The 16,192-nt window shown below is 60.5% G+C and carries 22 protein-coding genes; 7 read left to right on the top strand and 15 right to left on the bottom strand.

The features are described from left to right. Positions 1–101: 101 nt before the first annotated feature. The 5 genes from ACTJKX_RS03195 to cobS all read right to left on the bottom strand — a co-directional run bounded on the left by ACTJKX_RS03195 (position 102) and on the right by cobS (position 3,467). Entirely contained in the window at positions 102–437 is a 336-nt protein-coding gene (locus tag ACTJKX_RS03195) for a hypothetical protein (RefSeq protein ID WP_440724354.1), read from the bottom strand. A gap of 29 nt (positions 438–466) precedes the next feature. Further along, positions 467–1,342, bottom strand: coding sequence for an NAD(P)-dependent oxidoreductase (locus tag ACTJKX_RS03190; RefSeq protein ID WP_394309966.1), 876 nt, complete (start codon positions 1,340–1,342; stop codon positions 467–469). Between the two features lie 166 nt (positions 1,343–1,508). Then, a complete protein-coding gene (locus tag ACTJKX_RS03185) occupies positions 1,509–2,294 on the bottom strand; it encodes a transporter substrate-binding domain-containing protein (RefSeq protein ID WP_440724353.1) in 786 nt (261 codons plus the stop codon). A gap of 82 nt (positions 2,295–2,376) precedes the next feature. Next, on the bottom strand, positions 2,377–2,625 hold the full coding sequence (locus ACTJKX_RS03180; RefSeq protein ID WP_440724352.1) for a DUF1289 domain-containing protein: 249 nt from the start codon (positions 2,623–2,625) through the stop codon (positions 2,377–2,379). Positions 2,626–2,660: 35 nt separating this feature from the next. Next, on the bottom strand, positions 2,661–3,467 hold the full coding sequence (gene cobS / locus ACTJKX_RS03175) for an adenosylcobinamide-GDP ribazoletransferase (protein ID WP_440724351.1): 807 nt from the start codon (positions 3,465–3,467) through the stop codon (positions 2,661–2,663). A gap of 186 nt (positions 3,468–3,653) precedes the next feature. Between cobS and cobT the strand changes: the two genes are divergently transcribed. The 3 genes from cobT to ACTJKX_RS03160 all read left to right on the top strand — a co-directional run bounded on the left by cobT (position 3,654) and on the right by ACTJKX_RS03160 (position 6,330). Beyond that, entirely contained in the window at positions 3,654–4,679 is a 1,026-nt protein-coding gene (gene cobT / locus ACTJKX_RS03170; RefSeq protein WP_440724350.1) for a nicotinate-nucleotide--dimethylbenzimidazole phosphoribosyltransferase, read from the top strand. Between the two features lie 241 nt (positions 4,680–4,920). Next, on the top strand, positions 4,921–5,220 hold the full coding sequence (locus ACTJKX_RS03165) for a porin (RefSeq protein ID WP_068286944.1): 300 nt from the start codon (positions 4,921–4,923) through the stop codon (positions 5,218–5,220). A gap of 351 nt (positions 5,221–5,571) precedes the next feature. Then, positions 5,572–6,330 carry an MBL fold metallo-hydrolase gene (locus ACTJKX_RS03160; protein WP_394309971.1) on the top strand — a complete coding sequence of 253 codons (759 nt, stop codon included), beginning with the start codon at positions 5,572–5,574 and terminating at the stop codon, positions 6,328–6,330. Between the two features lie 119 nt (positions 6,331–6,449). Here the strand turns inward: ACTJKX_RS03160 and ACTJKX_RS03155 are convergent, their stop codons facing one another. Next, complete coding sequence (locus ACTJKX_RS03155) at positions 6,450–7,052, bottom strand: hypothetical protein (protein ID WP_440724349.1); 603 nt, start codon at positions 7,050–7,052, stop codon at positions 6,450–6,452. A 110-nt stretch (positions 7,053–7,162) separates the two neighbouring features. Next, complete coding sequence (gene dusA / locus ACTJKX_RS03150) at positions 7,163–8,119, bottom strand: tRNA dihydrouridine(20/20a) synthase DusA (RefSeq protein ID WP_440724348.1); 957 nt, start codon at positions 8,117–8,119, stop codon at positions 7,163–7,165. A 170-nt stretch (positions 8,120–8,289) separates the two neighbouring features. Here dusA and ACTJKX_RS03145 point away from each other — a divergent pair, with 170 nt between their 5' ends. After that, entirely contained in the window at positions 8,290–9,378 is a 1,089-nt protein-coding gene (locus ACTJKX_RS03145; protein ID WP_440724347.1) for an integrase, read from the top strand. 74 nt (positions 9,379–9,452) lie between these two features. Here the strand turns inward: ACTJKX_RS03145 and ACTJKX_RS03140 are convergent, their stop codons facing one another. Then, complete coding sequence (locus tag ACTJKX_RS03140; protein ID WP_440724346.1) at positions 9,453–10,400, bottom strand: DUF4435 domain-containing protein; 948 nt, start codon at positions 10,398–10,400, stop codon at positions 9,453–9,455. Continuing rightward, positions 10,393–11,943 (bottom strand): AAA family ATPase, encoded by a 1,551-nt coding sequence (locus ACTJKX_RS03135; RefSeq protein ID WP_440724345.1) that lies wholly within the window; start codon positions 11,941–11,943, stop codon positions 10,393–10,395. The genes ACTJKX_RS03140 and ACTJKX_RS03135 overlap by 8 nt, the downstream gene beginning before the upstream one ends. A 214-nt stretch (positions 11,944–12,157) precedes the next feature. Between ACTJKX_RS03135 and ACTJKX_RS03130 the strand changes: the two genes are divergently transcribed. Continuing rightward, complete coding sequence (locus ACTJKX_RS03130) at positions 12,158–12,433, top strand: hypothetical protein (RefSeq protein WP_440724344.1); 276 nt, start codon at positions 12,158–12,160, stop codon at positions 12,431–12,433. 9 nt (positions 12,434–12,442) lie between these two features. Next, the gene (locus ACTJKX_RS03125; protein ID WP_440724343.1) at positions 12,443–13,144 is read left to right on the top strand and encodes an SOS response-associated peptidase; all 702 of its coding nucleotides are present in this window, start codon (positions 12,443–12,445) and stop codon (positions 13,142–13,144) included. Here the strand turns inward: ACTJKX_RS03125 and ACTJKX_RS03120 are convergent. Continuing rightward, positions 13,141–13,353 carry a hypothetical protein gene (locus ACTJKX_RS03120; protein WP_440724342.1) on the bottom strand — a complete coding sequence of 71 codons (213 nt, stop codon included), beginning with the start codon at positions 13,351–13,353 and terminating at the stop codon, positions 13,141–13,143. The genes ACTJKX_RS03125 and ACTJKX_RS03120 overlap by 4 nt on opposite strands. After that, positions 13,353–13,670 (bottom strand): hypothetical protein, encoded by a 318-nt coding sequence (locus ACTJKX_RS03115; protein WP_440724341.1) that lies wholly within the window; start codon positions 13,668–13,670, stop codon positions 13,353–13,355. Before ACTJKX_RS03115 ends, ACTJKX_RS03120 begins: the two co-directional genes overlap by 1 nt. A gap of 455 nt (positions 13,671–14,125) precedes the next feature. Between ACTJKX_RS03115 and ACTJKX_RS03110 the strand changes: the two genes are divergently transcribed. After that, a complete protein-coding gene (locus ACTJKX_RS03110; RefSeq protein WP_440724340.1) occupies positions 14,126–14,341 on the top strand; it encodes a hypothetical protein in 216 nt (71 codons plus the stop codon). A 126-nt stretch (positions 14,342–14,467) separates the two neighbouring features. Here the strand turns inward: ACTJKX_RS03110 and ACTJKX_RS03105 are convergent, their stop codons facing one another. From ACTJKX_RS03105 to ACTJKX_RS03090, 4 genes are all read right to left on the bottom strand, one after another. Further along, the gene (locus ACTJKX_RS03105; protein ID WP_440724339.1) at positions 14,468–14,797 is read right to left on the bottom strand and encodes a hypothetical protein; all 330 of its coding nucleotides are present in this window, start codon (positions 14,795–14,797) and stop codon (positions 14,468–14,470) included. 210 nt (positions 14,798–15,007) lie between these two features. Continuing rightward, positions 15,008–15,361 (bottom strand): hypothetical protein, encoded by a 354-nt coding sequence (locus tag ACTJKX_RS03100; RefSeq protein ID WP_440724338.1) that lies wholly within the window; start codon positions 15,359–15,361, stop codon positions 15,008–15,010. Beyond that, complete coding sequence (locus ACTJKX_RS03095) at positions 15,358–15,957, bottom strand: lysozyme (protein ID WP_440724337.1); 600 nt, start codon at positions 15,955–15,957, stop codon at positions 15,358–15,360. Before ACTJKX_RS03095 ends, ACTJKX_RS03100 begins: the two co-directional genes overlap by 4 nt. Beyond that, entirely contained in the window at positions 15,929–16,168 is a 240-nt protein-coding gene (locus tag ACTJKX_RS03090) for a hypothetical protein (protein ID WP_149251111.1), read from the bottom strand. The genes ACTJKX_RS03095 and ACTJKX_RS03090 overlap by 29 nt, the downstream gene beginning before the upstream one ends. Positions 16,169–16,192: the final 24 nt, after the last annotated feature.

Genomic DNA, 16,192 nt, shown 5'->3' with positions numbered 1-16,192 from the left:
GTCCGGCTCCTGTCAAACGGATGAAACGAGGCCTTTACCAAAATGCCGACGGACGAACAATCCTCGGCAGTCAGGATCCCTGTCAGGCCCCGCCCCCTCACTCAGGATTGCGTGCCTTCCAAATCGGAGACGAGGCGCAGATAACCGCCGCGATAGTCCCCGAAATCGGTCAGTTGCGCATCAACCGACTGGCTCGCAGTCTGGCATCGCCCCACCCAACTGCGTACGCCGGCGACATCCTCGGTCGTCGTCTCCAGCTCGGCGTCGATATGGCGCTGGAGGAAAGCGGTAAGGGCCGCGACGGCCTCGTCAAACCCCGATGCCGTTGCCAGCATCAGGCTTTCATACAGCTTGCGCTCTTCCTCGTCGGTCTCGGCATTGTAGTCCGGCTCGCCATCGAAACCCGGCGGCGAGCCCATATCCTCGAGGGTCTTCATTAGGTGCGGCTTTCCCATCATCGCCTGATTCAGCTGCGCGGCTTTTCGAGCCGGGCGACGAGGCTGCAAGTATCCCAGCGCCGGCCGCCCATGGCCTGGACCTCGGCATAGAACTGGTCGACCAGGGCCGTCACCGGCAACTGGGCACCGTTCGCCCGGGCCGTATCGAGGCAGATGCCCAGATCCTTGCGCATCCAGTCGACGGCGAAACCGAAATCGAACTTGCCTTCCTGCATCGGCTTCCAACGGTTCTCCATCTGCCAGGATTGCGCGGCCCCCTTCGAGATCACGCCGATCACCTTCTCGAGGTCGAGCCCAGCCTTGTTGGCGAAATGGACGCCCTCGGATAGGCCCTGCACCAGCCCGGCGATGCAGATCTGATTGACCATCTTGGTCAGCTGCCCGGCACCCGAAGGTCCCATGAGTTGGCAAGCTTTGGCATAGTGGGCAATCACCGGTTCGGCCCGGGCGTAGACATCGGCATCGCCGCCGCACATCACCCCGAGCGCACCGTTCTCGGCGCCGGCCTGCCCGCCGGAAACCGGGGCGTCGATGAAGCCGAGGCCGAGCTTGCCGGCCGCTTCATACAGTTCGCGCGCGACCTCGGCGGAAGCGGTGGTGTGGTCGACGAAGATGGCGCCCTTCTTCATGCCGGAAAAGGCGCCTTGCGGCCCAGTCGTCACCGAGCGCAAATCATCGTCATTGCCCACGCAGGCAAAGACGATGTCGGCATCCTTGGCTGCCTCGGCCGGGGTCGGCGCGGAGGCGTTGCCGTATTTCTCTACCCAGGCCTGCGCCTTGGCGGGCGTACGATTGTAGACGGTAACCTGATGGCCACCCTTTACGGTCAGATGGCCCGCCATCGGAAAGCCCATCACGCCGAGACCGAGAAACGCCACTTTCATCGCAAGAACTCCTTTATCCCAGCGCTTCTAGAGCAAAGCGCGTTCAAGCGTGAACGCTTATTTGCTCCGGCTCCGTGTTCCCAAGCCAATCCAAAGGATCGGCTAAGGCGTCTTTGCGACTCTGGGGCTTCCACCAAATCGCAAAACGCTTGAGCAGCTGCAGGGCTTAATAGATCGAGAAGGGGAAATATTTGTCGTTGATCGTCTTGTAGGTACCATCAGCAACGATATCGGCAATCGCCTTGTTGAGCTTTTCAGCAAGATCCACATCGCTCTTGCGCAAGGCAATCCCCTCGCCCTCCCCGAAGAACCTGGCATATTTCGCAAGGTCGACATCGGCCTTCAGTTCACAGCAGGTGCTTTCGGGCTTGCCCAGCCAGTCGGCCAGCATCAGCTTGTCGGCAAGCACGGCATCGAGGCGCCCGGTCACAAGATCGGCATTGGCCTCGCTTTGGCTGCCATAAAGCTTGATCTGGGCCCCTCCTGCCTGGATCTCCGCCTGCAGGAAGGAAGCCTGCACCGTATTGGCCACGACGCCGACCACCCTGTCCTTCAGTCCCGCCGCATCCCAGGTGGCGATCTTGCTGTCCTTGCGCGCCACAAAGCTCGTCGGCCGGTCGTAATAGCGGTTGGTGAAGGCGACCTGGCGTCGCCGCTCCGGCGTGATCGACATGGAGGAGACGATGGCGTCGACCTTGCCGGCGTTCAAGGATGGAATCAGGGCATCCCAATCGAGGACTTCGAAACTGCAGGTCGCATCCATTTTCCGGCAGAGCGCCCTGGCGATATCGACATCGAAGCCGATGGGCTGATCCTTGGCATCGAGCTGGTTGAAGGGCGGATAGCCGCCCTCGGTGGCGATGCGGATCGATTTCCACTCCCTTGCCGAGGCCGAGCCGCCGGTGAAGGCGGCGAAAGCTGCAGCCAAGATGAGAGCGCCGATCCGAATCATGCCATCTCCTCGATGCTTCCCCAAAGTGCCCGGCGATTTGGTGCAACCGCCCACAGGAAGTTCAGCCATTCAAATGTGGCATTCATACGCGATTGCGCCGCCCGGTCCGTCGCCGCGCCGCCATCAAGGCGTCGAAAGCATCGCGGGCGGCTTGCAAGGCCGGCGTTTGCGCAAACCGATCCGGCAATCTCGCCATCAGCACCAGGCGATCCTCCTCGCTCATCTCCACCCAGCGGCCGATTTCCAGGCTGGTGCGTCCGCAACCGATGCAGAAGCCGCTCGCCGCATCGATGCGGCAAATGGCGACGCAAGGTGTGGAGGTGATCTGCATGGCGTTCACAATCCGGCTAGCGAGGTATCAATAATTTAGACATGCCAGCCCAGAGGCGCCAGAGCACCTGCCAGGATTGCCATTTCGGCGAGCATCACGGCAGCACCGCAGACATCGCCGGTCTGCCCGCCAATCTGCCGCTCCGCCAGCCGCGTGACAGCATAGGCCGCCGCAAGCCCCGCCAGGGGTGCGAGAACCGACATGAAATGGCCGGTTCCGGCCCAGGCCAGCAAGGCAGTTACGGCCATGGCAGGGATGGCGCCGGAACGCCAGGCATGGCCGGTCAAGCGGCCTGCCGAGGCACCGGCACCATCCGGACGGGCCGGTCCCAGCAGAACCAGCGGCAACAGCCCCAGGATGCGGGAAGTGGCGACGGCAGCGGCCAGAACCAGGCCCGTACGCCAGACATCGCCGATCGCCGTCAGCAACGCGGCGAGCAGCGACACCCGGGCGGCGAGAGCCAGCATCAGCGCGGTCGCTCCATACGCACCGATGCGCGAATCACGCATGATCTCCAGCTTGCGCTCGAGCGTGCCGCCACCGCCGAAACCATCGGCGACATCGGCAAGCCCGTCCTCATGCATGGCACCGGTCATCACCGCCACGGCGGCTATCGCGAAAATCGCGGCAACCGTCGCTGGCAGACCGACAAGATGGGCGAGGACCAGCACGACGGCCGCCGCGAGACCAAGCACGGTGCCCGCCAGCGGTGTCACCGGCGCCAGCCTTTCCATGTCGGGCCGGCCATGCGGATCGACCTCGAAGGATAGGACGGGCACCGGCAGGCGCGACCAGAAGCGCAGAGCCTGCGGAACGCTGGCGAGAAAGGGCGAATGCATCATGACGACAACCTGCATGCCATGCTGGCCCCCATCAAATCAACGGTGCGACGGGCTCGCTCGCCCCTGCTCCTGCCTGCTCCCCCGTGTCGAGACCGGGGCATCAACCGTCGTCACGCGACCTTTCCGCCGCGCGGTCATCGGTCTATAAGCGCGGCAAATCATCTCTCCCACATTGGAAACATCCCAATGGCTTTTGCCGGCACCGCCCTGCCCTTCGACGACATCCGCGAGCTCGCCCGCAGCATGCCCGCCCTCGACGCCAACGCCGTGGCGGGGGTGAGGCAGCGCGACGGTCAATTGACCAAGCCGCCGGGCAGCCTCGGCCGGCTGGAGACCATCGTCGAATGGCTCGCCGCCGTCCAGGCCACGGCGTCTCCCACCGTCTCGCGCCCGCTGGTGGCGATCTTTGCCGGCAATCACGGCGTGGTCGCCCGCGGTGTTTCGCCCTATCCGCAGGAAGTCACGCGCCAGATGCTGGAGAATTTCGCCGCCGGGGGCGCCGCGATCAACCAGATCTGCTCGACCTTCGACATCGGCCTCAAGGTTTTCGACCTCGCCCTCGACATCCCCACCGGCGACATCACCTGCGAGGCAGCGCTCGACGAAAAGGCCTGTGCGGCCACCATGGCCTTCGGCATGGAGGCGGTCTCCGGCGGCATCGACCTGCTGGCCCTGGGGGAGATGGGCATCGGCAATACCACCATCGCCGCCGCCATCTATCATGCCCTCTATGGTGGGGAGGCTGCCCATTGGGTCGGTCGCGGCACGGGTGTCGACGATGCCGGCCTGGCTCGCAAGATCGCAGCCGTCTCGGCCGCGGTCGAATTCCACCGCAGCCATCTCAAGGACCCGCTTGAAGTGCTTCGGCGCCTGGGCGGCCGCGAAATCGCGGCGATGGCCGGCGCCATCCTGGCGGCCCGCAGCCAGCGCGTGCCCGTGGTGCTGGACGGTTATGTCGTCTGCGCCGCCGCGGCCATTCTCCACGCCATGGATCCTGCCTTGCTGGACCATTGCGTCGCCGGACATGTCTCCGCCGAGGGGGCTCATGGCGATGTACTGGTTCGCCTCGGCAAGAAGCCGCTGCTTGATCTCAACATGCGACTCGGCGAAGCATCCGGCGCGGCCCTGGCGATATCCCTCATCAAGGCGGCTCTTGCCTGCCATACCGGCATGGCGACCTTCGCGCAGGCGGGCGTCACCGACAAGGCTTGAGCTGCGCTCGTTGGTACAAACGGGGCGTTGCGACGACTGGATGTAACAAACCGTTATATCTCGTGTTCGAACCGCGAAAGCTTTGCCGCGAAGTGGTCACGATCGGGCGCTAGGCCTGACTCGCTGCCAAAGTCGGGTATGTTTCGGCAAAAATGCCTGCTTTGCTCTAACTTTTGTTTCGACGCGTCTTTACGATTTCCGGGTGATCCACCCGATCGCCAGGCGCTTTAGGAGCCTATTCATGTTCAGGACGATCAGTGCTGCCATCGCCGTGCTTGCCTTTACGGCGCCTGGCTTTGCCGGCGAGAAAACGGATCCCCGCTGCAGCCAATATGGCGAAGGGTTCGCTTATTCGGCCGATACCGGCATGTGCATCAGGGTCGGCGGCGAATTCAGGGCCGATTACGGGTTCAGGAAGCAGAGCGGCCTCGGCCAGCAGAGCGGCTTTGGCTCCACTGTCAAGGGCCATGTCGATGCGCGCGGCAACAGCGATCTCGGCCCGTTTCGCATCGTGGTCGAACCGACCGCCCGCAAGTTCTGAACCAGGCAGCTTTCCCGATCGAATCGCGAAGCTCGATCGGGCGGAAGCCGCAGGATCTCAGGTGCTTGCGATGCTTCACCCCCGTTCGCTTTGTGCGTTTTCGCACAGACAGTTTTGGCATTTCGTGAGCCGGCGGCTCCTGGCTCATTCTCGCCGGTTTTGCTTGCTTTCTTTGAGTTGAAGTTCCGGGACTTTTCGGTTCATACCGGTGGGTGACTTGACGCACATCATCCGGTTGAAGCCTCGCCGATCCTGCGAGGCTTGTTATCGAAATAGAACAGACTTCGGCATGAGGCAGATCCTTTTCCGCTCCCTCCAATTCGCGGCGCCCCGGCGGCAGGAGGCCCTGCCATGCGCGTGACGGTGGTCGGCTGTGGCGATGCCTTCGGATCGGGAGGACGGTTCAACACCGCCAGTTTGGTCGAGATCGAGGATCCGCAGGAGGGCCGTACCGTCTGCCTGCTGGATTGCGGTGCGACGACGATGACGGCGCTCGGCGCCATGGGCATCGATCCCGACCAGATCGACCTGATCATGCTGACTCACCTGCATGGCGATCATTTCGGCGGCATCCCCTTCCTGCTGCTCGATGCCCAATGGGTGCGCAAGCGCACTCGTTCGCTGCGCATCATCGGCCCTCCCGGCACGATCGAGCGCCTCTCCACCACCATCGAGGCACTGTTCGCCGGCGCCACCATGGAGACGCCCTGGAGCTTTGCCTGGAGCGTGGAGGAAATGGCACCGGGGACGCAGCGCGACGCCCAGGGCTTCACCATCCGTACCGTCGAGGTGGTCCATCCCTGCGGCGCGCCGGCCACGGCGGTGCGGCTGGAAGGCGGCGGCAAGGTCTTCGTGCATTCCGGCGACACCGAATGGACCGAGGTCCTGCCCGAGATCGCCGACGGCGCCGACCTGCTCTTCCTCGAATGCTTCGCCATCGAGGAGACGCCGCCCCATCTCGACTATAATCGCCTGCTCGCCCGCCGCGGCGACTTCAACGCCAAACGCGTGGTGCTCACCCATATGGGCCCGACCATGCTGGCCTATCGCGACAAGGTCGACCGCAGCCTGTTCGACCTTGCCGAGGACGGCATGGTGATCGAGGTCTAGCGGCTCCTCCCGGAGCGCGGACATCTTGTCCGCTCTTGTAGAGACATTGTCGGTTGGCAAGAAGAGCGGACATCGCGACATGTCTTCATGGCGCTGAGATGTCCGCGCTCCTACTGTCGTCACATCGGCGGCGCAGCACCGTTCTGCCCGGTGGCCACGCTGTTGGTCCGCCAATCCTTGCCATCGGGCTGAGCGACAACGAAAACGGCGATCCCCGGCTTGATGATCGTCCGCTCGGCCGCGTTGAACTGCACGATGGGGACCTCAGGCGGGATCACGATCTTGCGGCTGCCGCCGGGAAAGGTGAGCGTGACCTCCCGTCCCGCCGCGGTCGAGACGACCTCGCCGCCCACCGTGCCGTTGGTCATGCGCGCGCCCGGCTGGGAATCCCAGTCCCGCTCGCCCTCGCCGCTCTTGACGCCCGGCGGGAAGACATGGACCTCCAGCGACTTGCCCGAGCCGTCCGCCTGGGGGATCTGCGCCGTGCCGATGAAGCTGCCGGCATGGATGGCTTCGACGCTGATGGGCGCGACCAGTCGGGCCTTCCAGTCAGGTGTGAGATGGATCGCAACGCTCTGGCCGTCCGAGGTCTTGAGGCTGAGCCCCTTGCCGTCCAGCGCCTCGATCGTGCCGCGGAAGATCTTGCGCGGCGCCTCCTGCGCCTGGGCCGGGAGGATGAAGGCGAGCGCCAGCAAGCCGGCAAGCCGATAGGGTTTCGTCATGATGCAAACTCCGCGCCCCCGCGACGCAACAGCGTCCCCGATGACGCAGCATAGCGCTCGGGCGGGACGAGGCGATTCACTTTGGCGGGAGCGGTACGCGATCGGCCGGATCAGGCCGCCTTGGCCTCGATGGCACGGCGGACATGGGCAGCTGCCTCGAACAGCACCTCGAGCCCGGCGCCGGGCTTGACCGCCTCGGTGGCGAGATGGCGCCGGTAGAGCCGCGCGCCCGGCCGGCCCGGGAAGAGGCCGATCATGTGGCGGGTGATCGAGCTCAACCGCACGCCCTCAGCCAGCCTCGCTTCGATATAGGGCGCCATCGCCTCGATCGCCTCGAAACCGTCGGTGACGGGCGCGGCCACGCCGAACAAGGTCGGATCGACGGCCAGCAGGATCTCGGGGTTCTGATAGGCCTCGCGCCCGACCATGACGCCATCGAGACGGGCCCGATGCGTGCCCCACTCCTCGACGGCCTTGATGCCACCATTGATGGAGATGTTGAGATCAGGGTTGGCTTCCTTCAGCCGGTAGACGCGGCCATAATCGAGCGGCGGCACGTCGCGGTTTTCCTTGGGGCTCAGCCCCTTCAGCCACGCCTTGCGCGCATGCACGATCAAAGCGTCGACGCCAGCGGCCCGGACGGCCACGGTGATGCGATCGAGCGCCGCCTCGGGATCCTGCTCGTCGATGCCGATGCGGCACTTGACGGTGACGGGCAGGTCGACCGCGGCCTTCATGGCGGCGACGCACTCACCCACCAGTTCCGGCTCCGCCATCAGGCAGGCGCCGAACCGCCCTTCCTGCACGCGGTCGGACGGGCAGCCGACATTGAGGTTGATCTCGTCATAGCCGAAATCGGCGCAGATGCGGGCCGCGGTGGCCAGGTCCTTCGGGTTGGAGCCGCCAAGCTGCACGGCAATGGGATGTTCCTCGCCGGAGAACCCGAGCAGACGCTGCCGGTCGCCATGGATCACGGCACCAGTGGTCACCATCTCGGTATAAAGCAAGGCCTTCGCCGAGAGAATGCGATGGAAGAACCGGCAATGACGATCCGTCCAGTCCATCATAGGCGCAACAGCAAAAGCGTGATCGGGTAAAACGCCCAAAATGCTATACTCCATCGACAGTTACGGAAAAACGCCGCTGCCGATCCCTGTAAGATTTGTTGCCATTTCCGGCCATTCGGGGTATCCGGTACAACAGATGTTGTCCCAAATTCTCCCATGTTGTACCACCTATGGCAACCATCGTTCCTCGGAAACGCAAGGATGGCTCCATCGCCTACCTTGCGCAGATATCCCTAAAGAAAAACGGGAAATTTATCCACCGGGAGGCGCGGACTTTTGACCGCAAGCCGGCCGCGAAGGCTTGGATCGAGAAACGCGAGAAGGAACTCGCCGAGCCGGGTGGAGTGGAACGCGCCAAGATCAAAGAGCATACGCTCGGAGACGCCATCGACAAATACACGGCTGAGAGTCTGAAAGCCATCGGCCGCACAAAGGCGCAAGTGCTGAGAGCAATCAAGGATTTCGACATCGGGGCCTTAGCGTGCTCCGAGATCAAGAGCACCGACATCGTCGAGCTGGCGACGCAGCTCAAGGCCGGGCGCAGCCCTCAGACCGTTGCCAACTACCTCTCTCACCTGTCCGCCGTCTTCGCCATCGCCAAGCCTGCTTGGGGGTACGATCTCGACCACCAGGCGGTGAAGGATGCCTTCAAGGTAACAAAGCGCCTTGGCATCACCTCGAAGTCTCGCGAGCGGGATCGCCGGCCGACGCTCGACGAGCTGAACAAGCTCATGCGCCACTTCACCGATCGCAGCGCCAGGCGCACGACATCGGCTCCGATGACACGGATTATCGCATTCGCGATCTTCTCCACCCGGCGCCAGGAAGAAATCGCGACCATTCGTTGGGCCGACCTCGACGAGGCAGGGAAGCGCATTCTTGTGCGCGACATGAAAAACCCGGGCGAGAAGATCGGCAACGACACCTGGTGCGATCTGCCCGATCCTGCTCTCGATATTATCAAGGCGATGCCCCGCTCCGCCGAGGAGATCTTTCCGTATAAGGCAGATGCTATCAGCGCCGGCTTCACCAGGGCATGCAAGTTTCTAGGGATCGAAGATCTGCATTTCCACGACCTGCGCCACGATGGCGTCAGCCGGCTCTTCGAGTTGGGCATGAATATTCCGCACGCGGCCGCTGTCTCCGGCCATCGATCATGGAGTTCGCTGCAACGCTATACCCACATCCGGCAAACCGGGGACAAATATGCCGATTGGACCTGGATTGCCACTGTTGTCGCCGAGGTGAAGCCGCCCTAGTAGTGAGTATATTGCACTGCAACTCCGAGCGCGTCGCCAACACAGTGTCTGCTCAAGAGTTTAAAACATAACATTCAGCCGCGATTGCCTTCGTTGGCAGCTTTTGCGAACTCCGCCAAGCCCTTAGGAATTGCAGAACGGGCCGCCATCGTTCCGATATTGATTTGCGAGAATCTGGTGCGGGTTACAGGCGACAAACTCGCGGTGAGGGCAGTCAGCCGATCAATGCGCTCACGAGCCAGAAGCTCGAGCCATCTGAAAAAAAACATCAGTGAAAACTTGCCCCGAAACCGCATAGGCGGATCCATCAACTCGAAATCTGCACGGAGGCCGTCACTGAACTGTGCATGTGATTTGATAGCTGCCTCTATCGCCTTTTCGACCGGCGGATCCAATTCCGCGACGCCATCTAACGATACCGCTACAATCTTATTGATTTTGTCAGGAACAGAGTTCGCCAAATCGGACCCCAATTTCTTGCCACAATACAAATAGAAATTAAGATCGCACGTTACCGAAAGAAATTCTCTGTATACTTTAGAAAATTGCCTTATAATTTCCTCTCTCGCCTCAGGGAATCCGTGGCATTGCAGCTCGTCCTTAAGAAGTTCTTCGAGCACTTCTTCATTAACGAGGTAGTTCTCAATCGAGTAAGCTTCGCACATAAAAATATCGGTACCTAATTCGGCACCCGCACTATCGTCAAAATCACGATCTATATAGAAATATACTCCATCAGCAAGATCGTCTGTATCGCGCTGTACAGATGACCGCAAGCTTAATACATTTCTCTTGCCGTTACAGACGAAAGGTTCAAATGAGATCTTGGAGTCTATTCGCTTTATCCAGTGCATATATGCTGTTACATCGTCCTTTCCCTCGAAGACGAATATTAGTCGTTGAGGTATTTTTTGACGCAAATTAATCAACTGGATTTTTAAAGCTGCCGACGTTTCGCGGGCCTTTTTCGCGCGCTCGACCAAGTCGTCCGGAACATTCGATTTAGAAGATATTTTACTCATCCAAGTCCGGCTCTTCTTCGTTCGTATCGTAGCGAGTGGCGGTCGAGCTAAGCTCGGATTTCATCGAACGCGCATAGGGTTCAAGTTCATTATCAAATATGAAAGGAGAGTGCGTAATTGCAATCACCTGCCTACAACGTGGAGCACTTAAAAAATCCACGATTAACTGCCGCTGCCAGTCGATTGACAGCGAAAGCTCCGGCTCATCGATTAGGACAACTTTCTCCTTCTCATACAAGAACAGCTTCGCAAATAAAGAGATCATTTGCTTCTCACCAGAAGAGAGTGAGTTCAGCGGAATCTTTCGATTCAGATGCATATGCTCGACATATACCGATAGATTGGTCCTATTCAAGAAAAGCATTTTAGCATCAGGGTCGATTATGAGATCCTTTGCATAATCTTCTCCATCCGAACTCACCTCTATCCTAGCCAGATACTTGTTACAAATATTAACAAATTCCTCGACCATAACCTCGATATTTCTGGTCGCCTGAATAGAGACGTTCAATTTACTTAGAAAGTAAGTTAGGAATTTATTTGCATCTCTGGATATACCTTTCCCACTATATATCTTCTCGATATTCGGAATTGATACTTCATAGGGGCCGATGCGCCTCCCTCCCGCCTTTAAACGCGAGAAATATAGCTCCAGCTCGTCGGATGAAGGAATTCGCTGATGTGAAACCTGAAAATGTTCGAATGTACCATCGAGCATCTCATTTATTATGTCGGCACTAATCTGCCTGTAGCTCAGGCTTGAGCTGGCAAGCAGGATCTGATTCAGCTCAGAGAGGCGCTCGCCAATATCGGACAAACCGAAATGCACATCACCTGAAAAAAGCCCGGAATCATTGAAGGTGAGGCGCGTACGACGGTTTCGAGCATGCAATGACCGAGACCGTATGCCTAATTGTTCTTCCTTCTCGCTAAGCGGCAATTCGATTCTTCTGTACGTCGGAAGATATACTAAGTCGATATCCGCCATAGCGGTTGATATAATTTGCCGCAATATACTTATATTAGGGCTCATTTCGTAGTATATTTTACGAAGACGCTCGCACTCCGCAATTGCAGCACGCCTATTATAGTCATTTTTCTTAACTATCGAGTTAAATACCTGATAGTCTTCCCACGCGTCATTTGCATCCCGGTCCGTGTCCGAAATTTTCTCTATAAAGGAAACCAATTTAGCGGGATCAGTCTCACATAGTCTCGCAAAATGAACAATCTCAGAGTTGTCAATTGCGTAGGCTAATTGCTCTACGTCTACATGTGTGAGGACGAGTTCATCTTCCACGTTTCTTAGGCGACATCGAATTATTTCGAAATCCAGATCCCGTAGCCTTGCGAACTGGCATCGCAAAAATGCATCCAGTGCAGCCATTAGGGTTGTTTTTCCCGACCCATTTCTCGCAATGACGATTGTGGCGGCATGTTCGGAGGCAAGGCTTATTGTCCGATACCCGTATAAGCCTTCGATAGTGAAGGCGCGTATCAGCGATTCCCTCCCTCCACGACCCGTTACCTTTCGTGCTGCCATCGTGTTCGTCGCCTTTAGTAATTTAGGCAGACATGCTGCCGAGACCGTATCGATTTATATAGTAGTGTTACGTCGGCGGAGTTATACTTACAAGTCGCTTGTCTCTTGAGCGGCTTCAATGCCCGTTCCGACAAACCAGTGTGGAAAGCCCTCTTGAAACTGCTATGGTTTTCGCCCGTGTCGGAACACTAAACTTTGTGTTTAGGAGGGCGGAATGGCCGACCAGCAGCGACCACCGATGCCAGGACCAGGGCGAGAGCTTGATATCTCCGATCGCATACCGGAATGCGAAGAGGCTATGGAGCCGGCCTTTCTGGCCGTGATCGATGAAGCCGTCGCTGCCGGCTGGTCAAAGGTCGAGGCCGCCATCGCCTTGAGCAGCCTCGCCGATCACTGCATGCTGGGCGTGAAATGCAACGAGGAGCTCGAGGCGCAGCTCGATCAGCTGATACCCGGCCGCAAGCGCCCGCCCCGCGAAATTCCATTCTGAGGAGCAGCCATGTGCGGCCGCGTACACCAATCCGGGCCGGAGCTGCCCGGCCTCTTCTCCGAAATGGGCGCCACCGAGGAGACGATCGCTGCCGCCTGGCGTGCGCACTACAACGGGTCGCCGCGCCAGTTCCTATGGGTGATCCGCCGCGAGCCCGGCACCAATCGCTATGTCCATGACTTGTTGCAATGGGGGCTGATGCCAAGCTGGGTGAAGGACCCCAACGACTGGCCTTACCCCATCAATGCGCGCGGCGAGGATCTGACGGCCAAACCGAGCTTCCGAGGCGCCTACAAGAGCCGGCGCTGCCTGATCCCGGTCGACGCCTTCTTTGAGTGGATGAAGATCCTCGAGGATGGCAAGCCGATCAAGAAGGGCACGAAGAAACAGCCCTACGCCATCGCCATGAAGGATCGCTCCAAATTCGCCCTTGGCGGCCTTTGGGAGAGCTGGACGGACAAGGCCACGCAGGAGATTCGGCGCACCTTTACTATCGTCACCTGCGCGCCGAACAGCCTGGTCGGCCAGATCCATGATCGGATGCCGCTCATCCTGCACCCGAAGGACTATGATCGCTGGCTCGCCAACATCGAGCCCGATCCGCGCGACCTGATCGTGCCCTTCCCGGCCGAGCTGATGGATATGTGGCCGATCTCCACCAAGGTGAATTCACCGGCCTATAACGAGCCCGATATCCTCGATCCAATCTAGCCATCGCGCGACTTGCGGATCACCCTTGTTCCCTGCTGCAGGGTGATGTTCAAACGCGGGTTCTCGCTTATGGCCTCGTCGAAGGCGAAACTCGCCACGGAGAATTTCTTGGCTGCGGCCAGAGTCTGAACGATGCTCATGCCGCGATCATCCCACTCCTGCACGCAGAAGTGCATGCCTTCGGGATTGCAAATGAAGGAGAGGGCCATCAGTGCGCCCTCCCCGCCTCGCCCGACCGGAACTCCTTCACCGCCTTGCCGATCGCCCGGATGACATCCGGCGTCGGATAGGGGCGCATCTTGATCGCGTCACCGGTCGGATCCTTGGCCGGGCCATTCGAAAGCACGGGCAGGATGCAGAATTCGCCATCCCCGATGAGGCCGGCATGGTCGGCCCCGACACCGAAACGATAGGCCGGAAACGACCGGTTGAGGAAGTCTTCCAGCTGCTCCCGGCATGACTTCACCTGGCCGTGCCGCAGCACGATGAGGAAATCCATATCCATCTTGAATGCCTCGGTTTGCATCGCCTGTTCTCCCTTTATGATGAGAACAAAAAATGAACGAATTGAGGCGACGCGTCAATTTCCACGGTGCCGGCATTTCGAGGGGGCCGCGGGGACAGTTTGCGGCAGATGACGTATCACGTTCGAATTACGCCCTACCTCCACAGTTCACTTCGTGGCGCAATGATGCGTCGCAGGCAACCCCTTGGCCCGGCGTCCGACAGCGCCGGGTTTTTCTCGGCGCTCGCAGAAGTTGGGGAACAAACCGTTCACATCTTCGTTGACAACTATTGACATACGCGACAGCCCGACTTCCCGGCGCGCCGCCGTAGGCAATTATTCCGGGAGAATGACGTAAGGTCAGTATCGACAACCACCGCCTAATCTGTAGGTTGGTTTGGAGAGTCACGTCGCGTCAGGGCGTGCGCGCCCGCTCGGTGCCAGCATAGGGCCGATCACACCCGAGGATAACGCCCATGCTTCCTGTCTTTTGCAGGTTCAATCGAGCCTACGACAATCACGTGATCGCAATCAACGTCTCGCAAATTTGCTTTCTTGAGTCCGACGGCAATTCGACCACGATCTTCTTCAGCGATAGCCATTTTGTCGTGGTCGCTGGCGATCTTGATCGCGTGCAGAGCAAGATCGAGGATAGTACCCGATCTGCGGTAATATCGTCTTTGGCGGCATAAGCCTCATCCGGTGCGACTTTAGGTTGCATCGCATGGGAACGCCGGTATTTTTAGGCGCGGCGTAGCTCTACGCTGCGGCAACCAACTTGCCCGGCCACCTCCATGCGGCCGGGCCTTCTCTTTGTTTCAGCGAGGCCCGGCACTACGACCCGGCTGCTTGTCATCGATCAGGCGATCGAGCTTGGCCTCGATCCGTCGCGTCGTCTCGACAAAGGCGAGCATGGTCGTCTCGGCCTTCGCGAACCGCTCGCGGATCTCCCCGCCATTGTCCTTCAGCTTGCCGATCTCGATCTCGAGCTTGATGTTACGCTCCTCGATCATGTTGACGCGGCTGTTAAGCTGGCTCGACCACCAGACGACGCCACCCGTCTGGACAAGCAGGGTGATCACGAGGGCAACCGGAATTTTCTTGTCCACGACCCAATGCTCTTTCTCGCTCGCAGATTGGTCATTCATGGCCTTGCCTCCTTCGCACAGGCGGGATCGGCCGGCGCCGCGTAGCAGTGCCGAAGCTGCTCATACCAGCGTCGCGACCGTGTCAGTCGGTCGTTTGCGGCTGCCGTCGAGCCAAGCGCCTGCGCTGCCAGCAAGCGGGCATCCTGGCCTTCATGGATCGCCGGCACCGGGACTGGCGCCATCAGCAACGGCGCCGGCGGGAGCCCTCGCTCAAGGGGCGGGGTTGAGCGCGCGCAGGCGGCGCACATCATCAGCGTCGAGAGCGCAGCGAGCATCCGGCCGAGCGGCCAAGGCCTTCTGATAATCATCGATCCTGTCCCGGTTTTCGGCGACGGCCCGCTCGGCCGCGCGGGTTTCATCCTCGGCGATGCCGGCCAGGGCGGAGGCGATGGCCAGATCCGTCTTGGTGGTGGCAAGCTCGGCCTTCAGGGCGGCGACATTGTCGAGCCTCGCCTGCTCGTGACGGCCGCTGCTGTAGCCGTAGAAATAGGCGGCGATCACGATACCGATCGCCGCGACGGCTCGGCCGAGGCCGGTCGAGAGGAAGGCCAGGGCCATGCTCATGGCTGCAGCCCCGACACGCAGAGTTCGGCCTCGCCGATTCGGGAGGCGTCGCCCATCTCGCGCCGGTTCACCAGGCCGATCACCATGCGCCCGCCCGCCTTGTTGTAGGCGGTTGCCGCGATGCAGCTGGCCTGATACTGCCCCGCCCGGCCGAGGCGTGCCGCCGTCGAGTTGCAGGCCGTGCCGACGCCGGCATTCCAGCCGAGCGAGATCATCATCGCCTGCCAGGCCAGCGGCCGCTTCTCGAAACCGTCGATACAGACCTTGAGGCCGGGATAGAACTCGTCGCCGAGCCGGCGCTTCAGGCGCCGGTCGCAGCCGGCCGGCGTCTCGACCATGCCGGCCCTGACGTTCTGCGTGTCGCCGTCGCAGATCGTCCAGCGCGGCGGCCGGGCAATGCGATCGAAATAGGCGCGCAGCTCGCGCCCCTCCCAGGGCTTGATCAGCGTATCGGCCGCCAGCGCCACGGCGGCGGGCGCGGCATCCCCGCCCGGCTGCTTCACATAGAGGACGCCGCCAATCGTGGTCGCCGTGGCCAGCACGGCGGCGATGGCAGCGGAGGCGCGCTTAGTCGGCCTGATCTTTTGGACCGGCATCGGAAACTCCCTTTTGTGCGAGGAAACGGGCAAACAGGGCCGCGCCGACCGTGAGGCCGGTCAGCGCGGCGAAGAGGCGATCGGGGATCGGCAGATAGGGCGCGAGTAGCGGCAGGGCCGCCTCGAGGCCGGAGAGCACGGCGGCGAGCAGCAGCAGGCGCACGCTCCAGGCATGGCGCAGCACTGCGCGCCAATTGGGGACGAGCTTCATGTCGGGAGATCTCGGAGTGTTGCG

The sequence above is a fragment of the Labrys sp. 22185 genome (genome assembly GCF_052045555.1).
GTDB lineage: Bacteria > Pseudomonadota > Alphaproteobacteria > Rhizobiales > Labraceae > Labrys > Labrys neptuniae.
This window is presented reverse-complemented; position numbering and strand designations above follow the sequence as displayed.

Coding starts and splice junctions, on each gene's coding strand:
- ACTJKX_RS03195 (WP_440724354.1), bottom strand. CDS start 437: ATGAAGACCCTCGAGGATATGGGCTCGCCGCCGGGTTTCGATGGCGAG.
- ACTJKX_RS03190 (WP_394309966.1), bottom strand. CDS start 1,342: ATGAAAGTGGCGTTTCTCGGTCTCGGCGTGATGGGCTTTCCGATGGCG.
- ACTJKX_RS03185 (WP_440724353.1), bottom strand. CDS start 2,294: ATGATTCGGATCGGCGCTCTCATCTTGGCTGCAGCTTTCGCCGCCTTC.
- ACTJKX_RS03180 (WP_440724352.1), bottom strand. CDS start 2,625: ATGCAGATCACCTCCACACCTTGCGTCGCCATTTGCCGCATCGATGCG.
- cobS (WP_440724351.1), bottom strand. CDS start 3,467: ATGATGCATTCGCCCTTTCTCGCCAGCGTTCCGCAGGCTCTGCGCTTC.
- cobT (WP_440724350.1), top strand. CDS start 3,654: ATGGCTTTTGCCGGCACCGCCCTGCCCTTCGACGACATCCGCGAGCTC.
- ACTJKX_RS03165 (WP_068286944.1), top strand. CDS start 4,921: ATGTTCAGGACGATCAGTGCTGCCATCGCCGTGCTTGCCTTTACGGCG.
- ACTJKX_RS03160 (WP_394309971.1), top strand. CDS start 5,572: ATGCGCGTGACGGTGGTCGGCTGTGGCGATGCCTTCGGATCGGGAGGA.
- ACTJKX_RS03155 (WP_440724349.1), bottom strand. CDS start 7,052: ATGACGAAACCCTATCGGCTTGCCGGCTTGCTGGCGCTCGCCTTCATC.
- dusA (WP_440724348.1), bottom strand. CDS start 8,119: ATGATGGACTGGACGGATCGTCATTGCCGGTTCTTCCATCGCATTCTC.
- ACTJKX_RS03145 (WP_440724347.1), top strand. CDS start 8,290: ATGGCAACCATCGTTCCTCGGAAACGCAAGGATGGCTCCATCGCCTAC.
- ACTJKX_RS03140 (WP_440724346.1), bottom strand. CDS start 10,400: ATGAGTAAAATATCTTCTAAATCGAATGTTCCGGACGACTTGGTCGAG.
- ACTJKX_RS03135 (WP_440724345.1), bottom strand. CDS start 11,943: ATGGCAGCACGAAAGGTAACGGGTCGTGGAGGGAGGGAATCGCTGATA.
- ACTJKX_RS03130 (WP_440724344.1), top strand. CDS start 12,158: ATGGCCGACCAGCAGCGACCACCGATGCCAGGACCAGGGCGAGAGCTT.
- ACTJKX_RS03125 (WP_440724343.1), top strand. CDS start 12,443: ATGTGCGGCCGCGTACACCAATCCGGGCCGGAGCTGCCCGGCCTCTTC.
- ACTJKX_RS03120 (WP_440724342.1), bottom strand. CDS start 13,353: ATGGCCCTCTCCTTCATTTGCAATCCCGAAGGCATGCACTTCTGCGTG.
- ACTJKX_RS03115 (WP_440724341.1), bottom strand. CDS start 13,670: ATGCAAACCGAGGCATTCAAGATGGATATGGATTTCCTCATCGTGCTG.
- ACTJKX_RS03110 (WP_440724340.1), top strand. CDS start 14,126: ATGCTTCCTGTCTTTTGCAGGTTCAATCGAGCCTACGACAATCACGTG.
- ACTJKX_RS03105 (WP_440724339.1), bottom strand. CDS start 14,797: ATGAATGACCAATCTGCGAGCGAGAAAGAGCATTGGGTCGTGGACAAG.
- ACTJKX_RS03100 (WP_440724338.1), bottom strand. CDS start 15,361: ATGAGCATGGCCCTGGCCTTCCTCTCGACCGGCCTCGGCCGAGCCGTC.
- ACTJKX_RS03095 (WP_440724337.1), bottom strand. CDS start 15,957: ATGCCGGTCCAAAAGATCAGGCCGACTAAGCGCGCCTCCGCTGCCATC.
- ACTJKX_RS03090 (WP_149251111.1), bottom strand. CDS start 16,168: ATGAAGCTCGTCCCCAATTGGCGCGCAGTGCTGCGCCATGCCTGGAGC.